23 protein-coding genes are annotated in these 16,268 nt (G+C 64.4%); all 23 read right to left on the bottom strand.

Annotated elements, in window-relative coordinates:
* Window positions 1-3 precede the first annotated feature (3 nt).
* A complete protein-coding gene (locus BW967_RS01970) occupies window positions 4-450 on the bottom strand; it encodes a C40 family peptidase (RefSeq protein WP_076483342.1) in 447 nt (148 codons plus the stop codon).
* Window positions 447-1,334 carry a DUF2163 domain-containing protein gene (locus BW967_RS01965; protein ID WP_076483341.1) on the bottom strand — a complete coding sequence of 296 codons (888 nt, stop codon included), beginning with the start codon at window positions 1,332-1,334 and terminating at the stop codon, window positions 447-449. The genes BW967_RS01970 and BW967_RS01965 overlap by 4 nt, the downstream gene beginning before the upstream one ends.
* A complete protein-coding gene (locus BW967_RS01960; RefSeq protein WP_076483340.1) occupies window positions 1,334-1,966 on the bottom strand; it encodes a DUF2460 domain-containing protein in 633 nt (210 codons plus the stop codon). Before BW967_RS01960 ends, BW967_RS01965 begins: the two co-directional genes overlap by 1 nt.
* Window positions 1,967-1,975: 9 nt before the next feature.
* On the bottom strand, window positions 1,976-2,557 hold the full coding sequence (locus BW967_RS01955; RefSeq protein WP_076483339.1) for a phage tail tape measure protein: 582 nt from the start codon (window positions 2,555-2,557) through the stop codon (window positions 1,976-1,978).
* Between the two features lie 42 nt (window positions 2,558-2,599).
* On the bottom strand, window positions 2,600-2,815 hold the full coding sequence (locus BW967_RS18460; RefSeq protein WP_076483338.1) for a phage tail assembly chaperone: 216 nt from the start codon (window positions 2,813-2,815) through the stop codon (window positions 2,600-2,602).
* A 14-nt stretch (window positions 2,816-2,829) separates the two neighbouring features.
* A complete protein-coding gene (locus tag BW967_RS01945) occupies window positions 2,830-3,153 on the bottom strand; it encodes a gene transfer agent family protein (RefSeq protein ID WP_076483337.1) in 324 nt (107 codons plus the stop codon).
* A gap of 1 nt (window position 3,154) precedes the next feature.
* A complete protein-coding gene (locus tag BW967_RS01940; protein ID WP_076483336.1) occupies window positions 3,155-3,568 on the bottom strand; it encodes a phage major tail protein, TP901-1 family in 414 nt (137 codons plus the stop codon).
* A gap of 27 nt (window positions 3,569-3,595) precedes the next feature.
* On the bottom strand, window positions 3,596-4,003 hold the full coding sequence (locus tag BW967_RS01935) for a DUF3168 domain-containing protein (protein WP_076483335.1): 408 nt from the start codon (window positions 4,001-4,003) through the stop codon (window positions 3,596-3,598).
* A complete protein-coding gene (locus tag BW967_RS01930; protein WP_076483334.1) occupies window positions 4,000-4,338 on the bottom strand; it encodes a head-tail adaptor protein in 339 nt (112 codons plus the stop codon). The genes BW967_RS01935 and BW967_RS01930 overlap by 4 nt, the downstream gene beginning before the upstream one ends.
* A complete protein-coding gene (locus tag BW967_RS01925; RefSeq protein WP_076483333.1) occupies window positions 4,335-4,931 on the bottom strand; it encodes a head-tail connector protein in 597 nt (198 codons plus the stop codon). Before BW967_RS01925 ends, BW967_RS01930 begins: the two co-directional genes overlap by 4 nt.
* A gap of 62 nt (window positions 4,932-4,993) precedes the next feature.
* Window positions 4,994-6,184, bottom strand: a complete 1,191-nt coding sequence (locus tag BW967_RS01920; protein WP_076483582.1) for a phage major capsid protein — start codon at window positions 6,182-6,184, stop codon at window positions 4,994-4,996.
* A 27-nt stretch (window positions 6,185-6,211) separates the two neighbouring features.
* The gene (locus BW967_RS01915; protein WP_076483332.1) at window positions 6,212-6,772 is read right to left on the bottom strand and encodes an HK97 family phage prohead protease; all 561 of its coding nucleotides are present in this window, start codon (window positions 6,770-6,772) and stop codon (window positions 6,212-6,214) included.
* 10 nt (window positions 6,773-6,782) lie between these two features.
* A complete protein-coding gene (locus BW967_RS01910; RefSeq protein ID WP_076483331.1) occupies window positions 6,783-7,016 on the bottom strand; it encodes a GTA head formation protein, RCAP_rcc01685 family in 234 nt (77 codons plus the stop codon).
* A gap of 3 nt (window positions 7,017-7,019) precedes the next feature.
* Complete coding sequence (locus BW967_RS01905) at window positions 7,020-8,198, bottom strand: phage portal protein (RefSeq protein WP_076483581.1); 1,179 nt, start codon at window positions 8,196-8,198, stop codon at window positions 7,020-7,022.
* A gap of 142 nt (window positions 8,199-8,340) precedes the next feature.
* Entirely contained in the window at window positions 8,341-9,687 is a 1,347-nt protein-coding gene (locus BW967_RS01900) for a DNA-packaging protein (RefSeq protein ID WP_076483330.1), read from the bottom strand.
* Window positions 9,638-9,994 carry a hypothetical protein gene (locus BW967_RS01895; RefSeq protein ID WP_245826408.1) on the bottom strand — a complete coding sequence of 119 codons (357 nt, stop codon included), beginning with the start codon at window positions 9,992-9,994 and terminating at the stop codon, window positions 9,638-9,640. Before BW967_RS01895 ends, BW967_RS01900 begins: the two co-directional genes overlap by 50 nt.
* A 195-nt stretch (window positions 9,995-10,189) precedes the next feature.
* Window positions 10,190-11,338, bottom strand: coding sequence for an endolytic transglycosylase MltG (gene mltG, locus BW967_RS01890; protein WP_083951890.1), 1,149 nt, complete (start codon window positions 11,336-11,338; stop codon window positions 10,190-10,192).
* 2 nt (window positions 11,339-11,340) lie between these two features.
* Entirely contained in the window at window positions 11,341-12,603 is a 1,263-nt protein-coding gene (gene fabF / locus BW967_RS01885) for a beta-ketoacyl-ACP synthase II (RefSeq protein ID WP_076483327.1), read from the bottom strand.
* Window positions 12,604-12,722: 119 nt separating this feature from the next.
* Entirely contained in the window at window positions 12,723-13,268 is a 546-nt protein-coding gene (gene thpR, locus BW967_RS01880) for an RNA 2',3'-cyclic phosphodiesterase (RefSeq protein ID WP_076483326.1), read from the bottom strand.
* Window positions 13,269-13,351: 83 nt separating this feature from the next.
* A complete protein-coding gene (gene dps, locus BW967_RS01875) occupies window positions 13,352-13,891 on the bottom strand; it encodes a DNA starvation/stationary phase protection protein Dps (protein WP_245826407.1) in 540 nt (179 codons plus the stop codon).
* A 102-nt stretch (window positions 13,892-13,993) separates the two neighbouring features.
* Window positions 13,994-14,227, bottom strand: a complete 234-nt coding sequence (locus tag BW967_RS01870) for an acyl carrier protein (protein ID WP_013067402.1) — start codon at window positions 14,225-14,227, stop codon at window positions 13,994-13,996.
* A gap of 192 nt (window positions 14,228-14,419) precedes the next feature.
* Window positions 14,420-15,157, bottom strand: a complete 738-nt coding sequence (gene fabG / locus BW967_RS01865) for a 3-oxoacyl-[acyl-carrier-protein] reductase (RefSeq protein ID WP_076483325.1) — start codon at window positions 15,155-15,157, stop codon at window positions 14,420-14,422.
* Between the two features lie 81 nt (window positions 15,158-15,238).
* Complete coding sequence (gene fabD, locus BW967_RS01860) at window positions 15,239-16,168, bottom strand: ACP S-malonyltransferase (protein ID WP_076483324.1); 930 nt, start codon at window positions 16,166-16,168, stop codon at window positions 15,239-15,241.
* Window positions 16,169-16,268 lie beyond the last annotated feature (100 nt).

Raw genomic sequence — 16,268 nt, 5'->3', positions numbered from 1 at the left:
CGCTCACGCCCTTTCCGGAAAGGCAAACCGCGCCACAATCCGCCGCGCCCAAGGCGCCGCGAGCGGGCTTTCCACCACCCCATGCCCGCTATAGGCATGCACAAACCGCGCCTGCGCCCCGGTTGCCGAGACGATACCCAAATGTTTCGCCACAGATCCCGCGCGCATCCGAAACAAGAGCACCTCTCCGGGCGCTTGCACCAAAAGCCCCGGCAAGGGCCGCAAATGCCTTTGCGCCGCCGCCCATAACGCCTCTTGCCCGCTCGGCTCAGACCAATCCGCGCTATAGGCTGGCACGGGCTCCGGCTCGCCCCCGTAAAGCGCACGCCAGACCCCGCGCAACAGCCCCAGACAATCCGCCCCCGCGCCCCGCACACTCGCCTGATGCAGATAGGGCGTGCCAAGCCACAGCCGCGCCTCGGCCACCGCCCGCGCTCCGATCTCGTTCATCTGAACAGGCTCCCCCCGTCATTCGCCCCCGAGGGCACAGGGTAGGACATCAGCCAATCCTCGCCCGGAATGTGCGGAAAGCCCCGGAAATTCGCGAAATTGTCGAATTTGAGCCGGCACGTCTCGGCCCGCTTGTCACAGCCGGGCGCAAGCTGCAGCACATCCCCCACGGCAAGCGGCGCTCCCAACTCTTGCCACAGCGCCACCTGCCGCGTGCCATCGGCCAAAAGCCGATCGGTCTTCACAAGACCCACCAGCCCCGAAGCCGCGCCCGATTGCACCACCACAAGGCCCTTTTCAAACCAGCGGTCTTCAAACCCCGCGCCCTCGGTCACCACGAACCCGCCTGTGTTCACCTGCGCCAGCGCAGCGCTCAGCGCATAGCCATTGGTGCCCACATCAAAGCCGCAGCGCGCATCCCCCAGCACGGCCGCACAGCGCGAATGATAGATCCGCCCTTGCTCCTGCCCCAAAGCTTCCGTCAGCCCGCGCAACTCCGCCGCAAAGGCCCCGGCCCCGCGCGTGACCTCCCCGATATGGCCACGAAAGATCAAAGCGCGCTGCGTGATATCGGCCCAATTCACCAGCCAAATCCGCACCTCCGCCCCGTCATAGCGCCCCGCCAAAAGATCGGCCTCGGTGATCGCCTCGGAGCGCAGCGCGCCATAACTTTCGCTATTATCAATCGACAGCCCCGTGCCCTGCACCAAGGCCCGCGCGCTCAAGCCACTCTCAGGCGCAAAGCGAACCCCTTCAAAGACCAAGGCTTGGTCATGGTCGGTAAAGCCCAACACCAACCCATCGCGGCGCACCACCGCCCAAGCCCGCGCCACCGTGGTATTGCCGCTTGCCAGATGCGCCTGAAATTCCGCAGAAAACGCCATCAGACCCGCAGCTCCACCACCGGCACCTGCGGCACATCCCCCGCTTGGAACGACTGCACAGAAACCGCGATCCGGTCAGTGTCAAACCGCACTGGCACATCAAACTCAAACCCCGCCGTGATCCGCGCGCCCGCCCCCGGCGCGGTGTGAAACACCACCCCGCCGCTTTCCAACTCCAGCGTGAACTGCGCCTCTTCGGCTTGGTGGTCGCCCTGCACGCCCGCGAGCACCGTCCCCGCCACGGGCTTGGTGATCGGGCGCCAATAGTCCACACCGCCCGAGCTATAAAGCTTGCGCAATTGAAACCGGCGGCTCACCCCATCGCCCAAGCCCAAAAACTGGTCTTCATAGCCCGGCTGCATCGAGGCCGCACAGCTTTTGTAATCGGCCCAATCCTTCCAGCGAAAGCCGTGGAGCTGCCCGCCGCGCGCCTCAAAAAACGCAATCAAGCGCTCCACATCATCCAAAGACCGTAGCCCCACCCCCGCATCATAGCGCCGCCGCGCATGGGCCCAGGGGCTGTTGCGTTCTTCAAACCCGCTTGCCAACGTCACAATTTCGGTTCGCCGCTCCGGCCCACCCACCGAGCCAAAGCTCAGATTGGCGGGAAATCTCACCGCGTGAAAAGCCATCTCGCCCCCTTACGCATTGCGTTGCCCACGCGCCAAAGCGCGGTTGATTTGCTGCGCGATCTGGCTTGAAGACCGCGCAAAGCCCGCCGCATCGGGCGTGGAAACATGCATCACCACATTGACCGCGCGCCCGCCCCCGGCTTGCACCCCAAGCCGCCCGTCTGCGCTACGTGCCAGCGGCAAAATCGCCTCCGGCCCCGCCTCGCCCATCAGCCCAGTGGCACCCCGCAAGGGGAAAGTCGTGGCCGCACTCACCACGCCCCCTTTGGCAAAGGGCAAAACCTGCCCCGCGCTAAAGGCCCCACCTTTTTCAAACGGGAACACGCCGCCGAAGAGCCCGTTCAACCCAGTGGCCAGCGCCCCGCCCACAGCCTCTTGCACCGGGCGCATCGCCACCGCATAGGCCGTGCGCGACAGGCTCTCGGCCACCTGCCCCAAAGCATCCGAAAGCGTCCCCCCGTCAAGAACCACACCATCAAAGGCGCGCTTCAAACTGCGCCCAAGGCTGTGCGAGAGCGTGCCCACCTCGCGCCCAGTATAGGTCAGGCTCTCGCGCATCCGGGCAAGCTCGCCGCTAAAACTCACCGCCATCCCCTCGGCCCCGCCCAAGGCGCGCTCCAGCTCTCAAAGCCCTCAATCTCCACCATTTTTCTCTCCTTTCGCCGGGGTATCGGGCCAGCGTTTGGCCAAAGCCGCCAACCCCGCGCGGCTCAGCGCCCCGCCCTGCCCCGTCGCGCCCAGCATCAAGGCCAGTTCCGCCGGGCTCAGCGCCCAAAACTCCGCAGGCCGCAGGTGCAACCCCTGCAACCCCGCCCGCAGCATTCCGGGCCAATCCAACTTCTCCGCCATGTCAGGCTGCCATCTCAACTCGGCGGCTCAGGCAGGGTGAAGGCGCGTGCAAGCAACTGCGCCGCAAGCCGCGCCGCCACCAACGGACCGCCCGCAATCTCCACCTTGCGCAAATCCTCGGCCCGTCCCTCCCAGCCGCCGCCGCGCAACCCCGCCACCAAAAGCGCCAAGACATCACGCGCCGAAAATGCCCCGCTTTCAAACCGCGCGACCAAATCCAAAAGGCTCGCCTCGCCAAGCTCCGCCTCCAGTTCCGCCAAAGCCCCAAGCGTCAGCTTCGCCGCCCACGGCTTGCCGCCCAGAACCACCTCCACCTCACCAGCCCAAGGGTTCGCCATGTCAAAGCGCCGTGAACCGCAGCGCGCCCGCCGAGGCCATCGCCAATTCAAAACGCGCCTCGCCATTATGGCTGCCCGCATACTCAATCGCGGAGATCATGAACGGCCCCTCGACCACGCCAAAATCGGGGATAATCACCTGAAAATCGGGCTTCTCACCGTCAAAAAACACCTGCCGCGCGCGTTCATCGGTGCCCGCATCCTTGAACACCCCCGCCCCCGATAGGCTGGCCGAGCGCACCCCCGCCCCCGCCAGCAGCTCCCGCCAACCGCCTTGGCTTTCAAGCGAGGTCACATCCACCGTTTCCGCATTGAAGCTGATCCGCGTCGCGCGCAGCCCCGCAATGGTTTCAAACTGCCCCGCCCCGCTCAGATCGAGCTTAATCAACAGATCCTTGCCATTTTGCGCCGCCATCTTTCTCTCCTTTGGGTGAAAACGACCTCAGCCCGCCACGCGGGCGCGAAAGGTCAAATCAATGCGCCGGGTCTGCGCTTTCTCGACCCGCCGCGCGCGGGCGCGCAAAAACCACAGCCCAACCAGATGCCCTTGGGCCAGCACCAGATCGCTGCCCAAAAGCGCGTCAGACACCGCACCCGCCACAGCTTTGAGGCCTGCGAAGCCCGCCGCATCGGAAATGACCGAGAGGGTGAAATCATGCGCCGCCCCCGCGCCCGTCGCGTCTGAGGCATCGCGCACGCTTTCCGGCCCAAGGCTCACATAAGGCCCCGACACCGGGCCGGGGGGCACCGCATCATAAATCGCCCCGCCCACCAGCGCGCTCAGCGCCGCATCCTCTGTAAGCCGCGCATAAATCGCCGCCTGCAACGCAGCCGCAATCGCATAGCTCATGCCGCCACCTCCTCACGCACGAAACAGGTCAGCGTGCGGCCCTGCGGGTCATCATCGGCCACCGCCAAAATGCCAAAGACACGGGTGCCATCGCGAAACCGTTGCGCGGGCTTGGGGCGGCGCGGGCTGCCCACAGGCGCGGCCCGCACCACGACCTTGTAGGGCACCGAGGCCAGCGTCACGGCCTCGCCACCGCGCGCCGCCCCGGTGCCCGCCCGCAGCGCCGCCCAAAGCGTGCCCAAGGGCTGCCAGCCAAGCGCATAACCCCCCGCGCCATCGGGCAGGCGCACCGCCTCCTCCAGCACCAATTCATGGTTGAAATCGGGCAGGCTCATGCGCCGCCCCCCAATACCCGCACCGTGCGCCAGCGCTCAATCAAGGCACTCACGCCAAAGGGCATTCCCGCGCCGTCACCCGCGCTGTCATGGCGAAACTCAAAATATTGCGCGGCCAGCAAAAAGACCGCTTGGGCAAGGTCCACCGGCAGATCCGCCCAAGCCGGGCCAAAGCCTGCCGTAAAGGCCACCTCAACGCGGCCATCTGTCGGGATGCGCGGCAGCAAAGCCCCCACCGCCACAAGCCGGGGCCGCGCCATATCCTGCACCAGCCGCCAACTGGCCCGGTCCGCCACGCTCACCGCCCCGGCGCTGTCAATCAACCGCAGCTCTGCCACAGCAGAAACCGGCGCAATCGGCAATGTTTGCATATCCCCCCAGCGCCAGCGCGGCAGGCTCAGCGTAAACGCCCGCGCCAACAAGGCTTTTGCCGTGCGCCCCTCAATTGCCGCCAAAGCCGCGCGCAAATAGCCCACCAGCGCCGCATCTTCCGCCCCTACATCGGCAAAGCCGCGCCCCAGCCGCAAATGATCGCGAAATTCCGCCACCGGCAGCACCGCCTCGGCCACCGGCGCCCCTTCGGTCAACACCATGAAACACCCTCCGCACCACGCCCAAACCTTGGGGCCGGGCCAGGCCCGACCCCGCGCCGCCCTTAGGCGGTGGCAAATTTCAACAGCTTGATCGCCGCAAAATCGCTCACATCGCCGCCCACACGTTTGGAGGCGTAAAAGAGCACATGCGGCTTGGCCGAGAACGGGTCGCGCAGCACCCGCAATTCGGGCCGCTCGGCAATCGTGTAGCCATTGGCAAAGTCGCCAAAGGCCAGCGCATAGGTGCCAGAGGCAATATCAGGCATGTCCTCGGCAATCAGCACCGGATAGCCCATCAGCCGCGCCGGCTCGCCCGCCGCCAAACCGTCGGACCACAAAAACCGCCCATCGGCGTCTTTCATTTTGCGCACCGCGCCCGCGGTTTTCGAATTCATCACAAAGCTAGCGTGGGCGCGGTATTCGGCCCCCAAAGCATAGACCAGATCGACCACCGCATCCGAGGCATTCACCGCCGCAAAATCGCCATCCGCCCCGGTCGCAATGTAGCCAAGGCTGCCCCAACTCCAGCCGCTGTTGGCCACCTTCGGATGGGTCAAAAAGCCGGTCGGCTTATCGACCCCATCCCCCGCAATAAAGGCCGAAGCCTCGGCCCGGGCGAATTTGTCGGCGATCCGGTTCGCCAGCCAAGTTTCAATATCAAAGGCGCTGTCATCGAGCAGCCGCTGGCTCGCCTTGGGCAGCGCCGAAAGCTCATGCAGCGGGATCGTGATCCGGTCGATCTGCGGCGTCGCCGTCTCGGTCAGGCTCGCCGTTTCCGTGGCCCAACCAGAGCCCATTTCGGAATGATCCACGAGCACATCAAAAGAACTCGCCTCCACATGCACCACGCTCGCAATCTGCCGGATCGAGGCGGTCGCCATCAGCACCCCGCGAATGGTCTCCGCCGTTTGCGGATCGACCAAATAGCCCCCCTCGGCGGAAACAGCGGTATTGAGCGCCTTGCCCTCCAGCGCCAAGGCCCGCAGCCCATCATCATCGCCGTGGCGCACATAGGCCCCAAAGGCTTTCAGGTGCGGCGCCTCTTCGCTGGCAGCTTGCGCAAGGGCGGGACGCCCGGTGAGAGTTTTCGTTTGCAGCATCGTCACACGCTCTTCTTGCTGTTGCACCTTGGCCCGAAGTTCCTCGTGAAAGCCTTTGACTTCCTTCACAAAATCCGCGAGCGCGGCTTGCATTTCCCATGCCGGATCGGGGCCCGGGGGCAGCCCCGCCCCGGCCCATGTCTGATCACTCATTTCCATCTCTCCTTGGGTTCGGCGGGCCTAGCGCGCCGCCAGTTCTGCCGTGGCAACGCGCAACGCCGCCGCCAGCTCTTGCAAGGGCGCGCGGGTCTTTGCCGCCACCTTGGCCGCGCGCAACATCGGAAAGGTCACCAGCGACACTTCCCAAAGCTCCAATTCGGCCAAAAGCCGCGCGCCCTTTTCGTTGCGATGCGCGCGCAAGGTGCGATAGCCGATCGACAGCCCGTCAATCGCCCCCGCCGCAACCAGCGCCGCCGCCTCGCGCGCCCGCGCCACCTCGGGCAAAAGCCGCCCCTTGACGTAAAGGCCGCGCGCATCCTCGGTGACGCTGTCCCACACGCCAATCGGCTGCGCGGGGTCATGCTGCCAAAGCATCTTCACCCGCCCGCCCTGCTCTGCGAGCCGCTCCAACGCGCGGGCATAAGCGCCGGGCTGCACCACATCGCCGCCTTGGTCGGGCGTGCCAAAAAGGCTGGCATAACCCTCGATCTGGGTGCCGCCCTCCACCTGCATCGGCCCATCGGCGCGGCAAAACTTATGTTCGAGCCCTGTCTCCAAAAGCCCGCTTTCCATCTGATCCATATCGCTTTCCTCACTTCGGGGCATGGTCGAGGATGCCCAGCACCGCCTGCGTCACGATCACCGCCACCACGCCGTAAACGCTGACCCACAAACGCTTTTCGAGCCGCTCAATCAGCCCCTCGATCTTCTCCAACCGCCGCTCCAGATGCGCGAATTGCAGCTCCATAATCCGGTCGGTCGCCTGCAACCGCTCCTCATGCGCGGCAAAGGGCTCCTTGAGGTAACGCGAGCCTCCGGTCGCCATGCCCTAGCCCTCCGGCGCGGGCGGCAACCCCAAAAGGCGGCGCTTCTCACCATCGCTCAAAAACGTGGCTTGGCTGATCCGCGCCCAAAGCTGATCGCGCTCCCCCGCAAGCGCTGGGATCTGATCCAGATCTGGCCGCAAGGTGACCCGCACTCCCAAATAGCCCGAGAGCCACCACGAAAGCGCCGCCGCCACGCGGGTAATGAGCGGCAAGACCGTGAGCCGATAAAACGCCCGATGCGCCTCGGCATAATTCGCATAGGTCGCCTCGCCCGGAATGCCCAACAGCATCGGCGGCACACCAAAGGCCACGGCAATCTCGCGCGCCGCCGCAAGCTTGGTTTCGTGAAATTCCATATCCGAGGGGCTAAACCCCATCGGCTTCCAATCAAGCCCACCCTCCAAGAGCAGCGGGCGGCCTGCATTGCGCGCGCCTTGGTGATGGGTCTCCATCTCCACCACCAGCCGCTCATATTGATCGGGGCTGAGCGTGCCTTGCCCATCCGCGCCCGTATAGACAATCGCCCCCGAGGGCCGCGCGGCATTGTCCAACAGCGCCTTGGACCAACCGCTGGCCGCGTTATGCACCTCAACCGCCACCGCCGCCGCCTGCATCGGCGAAAGACCATAATGGTCATCAGAAGGGTGGAAGCTTTTGATATGACAAATCGGATCGGGCGCGCCGGTCATCTCAAAGCGATGTTTGCGCCCACCCACCGCGTAATCATAGGCCACGGGCCAACCATCCGGCCCCGGCACCACTTGCATCCGATCCGCGCGGAGCACATGCAATTCGCGCGGTAGGCCGGGCTCTTGCGCCACCGCCTCCACATAGCCATTGCCGGAAAGCAAAATCTGCCCTAGCAGCGCCTCAAACAATTCCGCCCGCCCTTGGCCCGGGTTGGGCCGCGCGATCAAATCCAACAGCGGATGCACCTCATAGCGGCGCGTCGCATCGGCACAGATCAGCGGCACCGCCGCGCCCGCCTCCGCAATCAGCTTCACCGCGCGAAACCCCACCGGATTGGCGGTGAACCCCGCGCGCGTCAGGCTGGCGCTATCGCGCGGCCCCCAGACAGGCCGCCCCGCCCCCGCCGCCAGCGCCACAATCCGCCCGGTGACAGAGGCTTTGCGCTCCGGCGGCGCTGCCACGCGCGGTTTTTGGAAAAGATTGAACGCCATCAGCATCCCCTTAGGCCAGCATGAAAAAGGCCGGGCAAACCCCGGCCTTTCAGATGAATTTCCGCATTTCCGCCAAGGCTGCGGGGGTTTCACACCCCCGCGCCCCCGTGGGATATTTGCGGCAAGATGAAAGACAACGCGCCTAAAGCCCGCGCACCTGCGGGCGGCGCCAATGCGCGGCGGGGGTCAAAATGAGCTCGGTCATCGCCCACACCAGCGCATCCACCCGATCGGGCGAGCCCGGCCCGGTGTAACCTTGCACCGTCATGCGGCACATCTGGTCCTCAAGCGTGCCAAGCGCGCCCGCACGGCAATGTTTCACCCGGCCCTGTTCGTAAAGCGCCGCGACAGGCTCCGCCCGCGCCGCCTTGCCCCGCGCCGCGCGCAACGCTTTGAACGGCACCAAAGGGTCGATTTGGCGGAGCACGCTTTCAATCAGATCACCGCCTTGGTTGACCTCGGCCACCAGCTTTTCAGCGCCCCAACGCTCCATCGCCGCAATCGCCGCGCGTGCCCAATCCGTGGGCCGCCCGCGCACGCTCGCATCCTCCAAAACATAGGCCCGCCAGTCAGAGACCGGACCGCGCGTCACCGCGCCCGCCACCACAATCCCGCATTCATCCGCGCTCGCACCGCCCGTCACCGCCGGGTCCAGCGCCACAACAACGCGGTCCAATTCCGGCACCCGCGCAACCCGCGCCGCCTCCAGCATGGCCGTGGTCCAAAGCGCGCCCTCGACATCGTCCAGCAACACGCCCTCTAACTCCTGCCGCCCCAGCCGCGTGCCCGCATAACGCGCCTGCACCTCGTCCAAGAAGCTTTGCGCCAAATAGGCCCGGTTCGCCTCGGTCGGCGCATGGGTCACCACGGTCGAGGGGTTCTCCAAAATCGCCCTCAGCACCCCCAAGTTGCGCGGCGTCGTGGTGATTACTTGCTGCGGATGCGCCCCCAGCCGCAGCGCAAATTGCAGCATGTCCCAAACCTCTTCGGCCTTCTTCCATTTGGCGAGTTCATCCACCCAAGCGGCATCAAATTGCGGCCCGCGCAACGCCTCTGGCTCTTGCGCCGAAAAGGCCTGCGCGGTCGCACCATTTTCCCACACCAAACGCCGCCGCGTGGCCTCCCACACCGGGCGGCGGTCGGGCGGCGAACAGGCCAAGATCCCGCTCTCGCCAAAGATCATCACCTCGCGGACTTGATCAAAGGTCTCCCCAACGAGCGCCACACGCCGCGCCTGCCCGGCATCCTTCGGCCCCGCGCCTTCCACCTGCGCACGCACCCATTCCGCCCCGGCACGGGTCTTGCCCGCACCTCGTCCGCCCATGATCACCCAGCTTTTCCAGCTGCCCACTGGCGGCAGTTGATGCGGCAGCGCCCAAAACTCAAACAGCCACGGCAGCGCCAAAAGTGCGTTTTCGCCCAGCCCGCCCAAAAACGCATCAACGTCGCGCGGCGTCGCGCAGGCAAGCCAAGCGGCGCCCGATCTCATCTCGGGCCGCCGCAAGGTCAAGCCCGTTTGCTGGCACGGCTGCGGCCACTTGCTTGCGCAATTTTTCGACACGACCCCGTTCCTCCATCACCATCTGCAACGCTGCGCGCAGATCTTTGACTGACTGCACAGCCGCCTTCACATCGGCCTTTTCGCCCTGACGCAGCCCCCGCATCACCACGGCCAACTCCCCCGCAACCGCGCGATACAACTCCTCCGTTTCCGCCAGCAAATCTGCCGGCGGATCGGTCCCACCTGTGACCTCACCATTCATCTGATCGTTCGCCTGCCCCCATGCTGCCCGCACCCGCCCCCCGGCAGGGCAAAATGAAAAAGCGCCAACGGGGGTCCCCGCGGCGCTTGCCCACTTCTCCTAGCATGCAAAATTTCTACCTTAAGGCGTGCGCCGAGTCAAGCTTTAACGCCTAAGCGGTAGCGTGCGCTACATTAAGAAACCCCGGGCAATGCCGGGGTTTCTTGCATCTTTTCAGTACCTTGCAGCCTATTCCTGCTGCGCCTCGATCGCCCGCCAGCGCGCCACATTGGCGTTATGCTCATCAAGCGTTTGCGCAAAAGCATGCCCGCCCGTGCCATCGGCCACAAAGTAGATATAGGGCGTGTCCGCCGGATGCAGCGCGGCGTCAATCGCTGCGGTGCCCGGGTTACAAATCGGCGTCGGCGGCAGCCCATCGATCACATAGGTGTTGTAGGGCGTCTCGCGACGCAACTCGCTTTGGCGCAAGCCCCGCCCCAGCGCGCCCTGCCCTTTGGTCACGCCGTAAATCACCGTCGGGTCCGTTTGCAGCTTCATCCCGCGCTCAAGCCGGTTGACGAAAACACTCGCCACCTGCGCACGTTCCGAGGCAACCCCGGTTTCCTTTTCGACGATCGAGGCCATTACCAAAGCCTCTTCCGGGCTCGCATAGGGAAGCCCCTCCGAACGGGTCTCCCACGCCAAAGCCAAAGCCGTTTCCTGCCGCGCTTTCATTTGCGCCAAAAGATCGGCCCGGTTCGCGCCGCGCGTCACTTCATAGCTGTCGGGCGAAAGCGTGCCTTCGGCCGGAACCTCGGCCACATCGCCGCTGAGGAAATCGGCGGCTTTAAGCGCCTCAACCACCTGCCAACTGGTCACACCCTCGGCCAAGGTTACGCGCAGCCGGGTGTCGGCCTTTTGCGCCTCCTCCGAGAAACCCTCGGGCACATCCTCGGCCTTCGGGTCAAACTTCGCCGTTTCCACATAGCGCCCCGTCGCCGGGTCGAGCGTGCGCAAGATCATCTGCTGCCCGTTCACACCAATGCGGAAATTCAGCTCCGTCCCACAGGTAGAGGGCCCGCCCGCGGTGATCTGATCGACAATCCCCGCCATCGAGCTATGGGGCTCAATCAGGTAAGAGCCGATCTTCAGCTTGCCGTCCTTGTCCGAATAATCGGCGCCCGCGCGCAAAATATACGCCGAAGACACCGCCCCTTGTGCGGCCAATGTCTCGGAAATATCGCGGAATTTCGCCCCCGATTCGACGCGCAGACAAATCCCCTCGGTCAGGGGGCCGGGCTCCTCATATTGGGTCTTCGCCCATGTCACGAGCCCGCCCAGCACCACCATGATCACGATGGCCAGCGTCAGGAAATTGGAGACGATATGCCGCCAGATCATCAGTCGCGCACCTTGCCCACGATCACGCTGGCATTGGTGCCACCAAAGCCAAAGCTGTTAGACATGGCGATATCAATCTTGCGCTTTCGGGCCTCCTTCGGCGCAAGGTCAATCACCGGATTGCCCGCGGGGTTATCAAGGTTCAGCGTCGGCGGCGCGACCTGATCGCGGATCGCCAAAATGCAGAAGATCGCTTCAATCGCGCCAGCAGCCCCCAAAAGGTGGCCCGTCGCCGATTTGGTCGAAGACATGGTGGCGTTGGCCGCCGCATCGCCGAGCAGCCGCTCCACCGCGCCAAGCTCAATCGTATCGGCCATGGTCGAGGTGCCATGCGCGTTGATGTAATCAATATCTGCAGGCGTCAGTCCCGCGTTCTTCAGCGCCGCTTTCATCGCGCGGAAGCCGCCATCGCCATCTTCCGAGGGCGCGGTGATGTGGTACGCATCGCCCGAAAGGCCGTAGCCCAGCACTTCGGCGTAAATCTTCGCGCCGCGCGCTTTGGCGTGTTCGTATTCTTCCAGCACCACACAGCCCGCGCCTTCGCCCATGACAAAGCCATCACGGTCTTCATCCCACGGGCGGCTCGCCGCTTGCGGGTCATCCGCGCGCTTGGTCGAGAGCGCCTTACAGGCGTTGAAGCCCGCAATACCGATCTCGGAAATCGGGTTTTCGGCTCCGCCCGCCACCATCACATCGGCATCGCCGAGCATGATCAGCCGCGCCGCATCGCCAATCGCATGGGCACCGGTCGCACAGGCCGTCACCACCGCGTGGTTCGGCCCTTTGAAACCAAAGCGGATCGACACCTGGCCAGACACAAGGTTGATCAGCGCCGCCGGAATAAAGAACGGGCTCACCCGACGCGGGCCCTTTTCTTTAATTAGCACCGCGTTTTCGGCGATCGTTTGCAGCCCGCCAATGCCCGAACCAATCATCACGCCAGTGCGTTCACGGCTCTCATCGTCTTCGGGCATCCAGCCCGAGTCCCGCACGGCTTGGTCGGCAGCCGCCAACCCGTAAAGGATGAACTCATCGACCTTACGGGCCTCTTTCGGCTCCATCCAGTCATTGGGGTTGAAGGTGCCATCCGAGCCATCGCCGCGCGGCACTTCACAAGCGTATTTCGTCGTCACAGCCGAGGCGTCAAACCGGGTGATCAGCCCCGCCCCCGATTGCCCGGCCAAGAGACGCGACCAGGTTTCCTCAACCCCGCAAGCCAGCGGCGTGACCATACCAAGACCCGTGACGACAACCCGACGCATGCGCGCCCCCTTTGCAAAATTTCGTTAAGGCCTTCTACACGCGCACTTTGGGCCGTGCAACGTCCAGCGCCGCCGCAGGCGGGCATTCGCGCCACGCAAAAGGCTGGGAACGCGCGCCTTCACGCCTCGGGATACTCCGCCAGCACCTCGTAGCTCGCCCCCTCGCGCCCCAGATGCGAGCGGATCAGCGCAAAGCCTGTCACCCGCCATTCGGGCAAAACCACATCGCCGCGCGCTTGCAACAGCGCACCAAGCTTGGCCACCGCGCCGGGGCCAAAGCCTTTGCCAAACCGCGCAATCGTCACATGCGGGCGAAAGCGGCGCCGCTCCAGCACCACGCCCGCGCGTCGTGCCGCTTGCGCGACCTTAGAGTGCAGCGCCTCCAGCGCCGGGTTCGGCCGCGCGTTCAAGACCAAGGTTTCCACCCGATCCGCGCCGCCCATCGGGTCAAGCCCGGCCAGGTCCACGGTGAAGGGCGTCACAGGCAAAGCGGCCAGTTCTTCATGCACGGCTTCGAGCTCGGGCAGGTCCACGTCGCCCAGAAAGGCGAGCGTCAAATGCAGGTTCTCTTCCGCCACTGCGCGGCCACAGCCAAGCGCGCTTTGCAACTGCGCCACCGGCTCCCAAAGCGCCTCCGCCAGCATCACCCCCACAAAGACCCGCATCTTCCCCCCAAAACGCAAACGGCACCCCGCAGGGTGCCGTAGCTTAGTCGCTAAGCTAGACCTCGATCACGCGAGGTGCTCCCTCATTCAAGGTGAGAGTGCAGGAACCAAACATCCTTGTCCATCTGCCGCGAGGCAGCGGTGAGCACATCGGCGGTATCGGCATCGCCCGCGCCCTCGGTCTCTTCAATGCCTTTGCGCAGCTTCGCGCCAAGCTTCAGCATCCGCGCGCAAAGTTCTGCCAGATGCGCCTCAATCCCGGTCAGGCCAATCGGATAGGGTTCAAGCTCGGTGAACTTTTGCACGGCTTCGAGCGTGCCAACCGCCGTGCCATCCAAAATCTGCACCCGCTCGGCGATCGTATCGACCTGCTCTTGCACCCGGGCGTGAACATTGTCGAGCAGCTCATGCACGGCGATGAAATTCGGCCCCTTCACATTCCAATGCGCCTGTTTCAGCGCCAGACCCAAAGCGATCTCATCGACAAGGCAGGCGTTAAGCACCTCGACCGAAACTTTGCGTGCATTCCCCTCAAGCCCCATCAAGCCGATGGAATTTTCCACCTCGCCGGCAAAGTCCATTTTCTTGCTGAGGTCTTCAAGGCCCTGAATATCGACGGTCATCGTCATCTCCTTCGCAGTTTCAAGTCATGGCCCGTAGGCCGCTTGTGCAAAGGAAAACGGCGCCCGAGGGGGCGCCGTTCCATGAATTCTCAAAAAAACCTATTAGGCGGCTTCGGTGATGAACTTCACCGCGTCGCCGAAGGTTTGGATGGTTTCGGCCGCATCATCCGGGATCTCGATGCCGAATTCTTCTTCGAAAGCCATCACCAGTTCAACGGTGTCAAGGCTGTCGGCGCCCAGATCGTCGATGAAGGACGCGGTCTCGGTGACCTTGTCTTCTTCCACACCCAGATGTTCCACGACGATCTTTTTCACGCGATCCGCGATGTCGCTCATGTCTTTTCCTCAGTTCGGGGGCGCGTTGGCCCATCCCTTCCGTGCTCGTGCGAGCGGCTTCTTCGCCCCGTCACGCAGGGCCGCCGCGAAACGGGGGCACACCCCCGTCCCGTCTTCGCCGCCTATAGCACAGTCCCCACGCAAGGCAAGTCGTTAAAAGACCGCGCTTGCCCCAACGGCAGGGGCAATGCGTCACACCATCGCCATGCCGCCGTTCACGCTGAGCGTGGCGCCGGTGACGTAACCTGCTTCGGGGCTGGACAAATACAGCACCGCCGCCGCGATTTCCTCGGGCGCGCCCATCCGGCCCGAGGGGATCTGCGACAAAATCTTGCCCTTCTGCTCATCATTGAGCTTGTCGGTCATCGCGGTGGCAATGAAGCCCGGCGCGACACAGTTCACGGTGATGCCACGGCTTGCCACTTCGTAAGCGAGCGATTTCGACATGCCGACGAGCCCCGCTTTGGCGGCGGCATAGTTGCCCTGCCCCGGGTTGCCGGTTTGGCCGACGACCGAGGTGATGGTCACAATCCGGCCCCAGCGCGCCTTCATCATGCCGCGCAGCACGCCGCGCATCAGACGGAACGAGGAGGTGAGGTTCACATCCATCACCGCCTGCCATTCGTCATCCGACATGCGCATGAAAAGGTTGTCGCGGGTGATGCCCGCATTGTTGACCAAAATATCGACCGAGCCCATCGCCGCCGCAGCAGCTTTCGGCAGCGCTTCAACCGAATCCGGGTCCGACAGGTTCGCGGGGCAAACAAACGCGCCCTCGCCCAACTCAGCGGCCAAAGCCTCAAGCGGTTCGACCCGCGTGCCCGACAGCGCCACTTTCGCGCCCGCCGCATGAAGGGCTTTGGCAATCTCGCCGCCAATGCCACCCGAAGCGCCGGTCACCAGCGCGCATTTCCCAGTCAGATCAAACATCTGCAAGCCTTTCCTTCGCCAATTCTTACCGGCGTAAATACCTATGGAGGGGCCGGAGGCGGGGCCCCCGGCGCCCCCAGATCAGCCCTTGAGCTTCGCCAGATCTTCAGGCGTGCCCACATTTTTGAGCGCGGTTTCTTTGGCGATGCGCTTGATCATGCCCGAGAGCGCCTTGCCCGCACCGATTTCCCATGCCTCGGTGACACCTTGCGCCACCATCCATTCCACCGACTCGCGCCAGCGCACCGACCCCGTGACCTGCTGTACCAGCAGATCGCGGATCAGATCGGGGCTACTGACCGCCTCGGCGCGCACATTCGCCACCACAGGCACCACGGGGGCCGAAATCGCCACCCCGGCCAGCGCCTCGGCCATGCGGTCGGCGGCGGGTTGCATCAGCGCGCAGTGGAAGGGGGCGGAGACCGGCAGCATCACCGCACGTTTTGCGCCTTTGCCCTTGGCGATCTCCACCGCGCGTTCCACGGCGGCTTTGTGGCCCGAAACAACCACCTGCCCCGGATCATTGTCATTCGCGGCTTGGCAAATCTCGCCCTCGGCGGCCTCTTGCGCCACTTCGGTCGCGGTCGCGAAATCGAGGCCCAAAAGCGCGGCCATCGCACCCACGCCCACCGGCACCGCCGATTGCATCGCCTCGCCCCGGATGCGCAAAAGCTTCGCGGTATCCGAAAGGCTCAACGCCCCCGCCGCACAAAGCGCGGAATATTCGCCAAGCGAATGGCCCGCCACATAAGCCGCGTCGGTGATCTTGAAGCCCTCGGCTTCCAGCGCCTTCACGGCGGCAAGCGAGGTCGCCATCAGCGCGGGCTGGGCATTGGCGGTCAGCGTCAGATCGGCAATATCGCCCTCCCAAATGAGCGCGCTCAGCTTTTCGCCCAGTGCCGCATCAACCTCATCAAAGACCGCTTTCGCTGCCGGGTATGCCTCGGCCAATGCCTTGCCCATCCCGATCGTTTGCGCCCCCTGACCGGGGAACACCCATGCCACGCTCATGCCTGTCTCCTTGGTAAACCTGCGCTTTCCTAGCCTGACGTAGCGTTCGGTTCAACAGCCGCGCTCAGCGGCATAAAGCGCCAAAGCAAAAGGGCGCCCC

The organism is Rhodobacter aestuarii, assembly GCF_900156655.1.
Classification (GTDB): domain Bacteria; phylum Pseudomonadota; class Alphaproteobacteria; order Rhodobacterales; family Rhodobacteraceae; genus Rhodobacter; species Rhodobacter aestuarii.
This window is presented reverse-complemented; position numbering and strand designations above follow the sequence as displayed.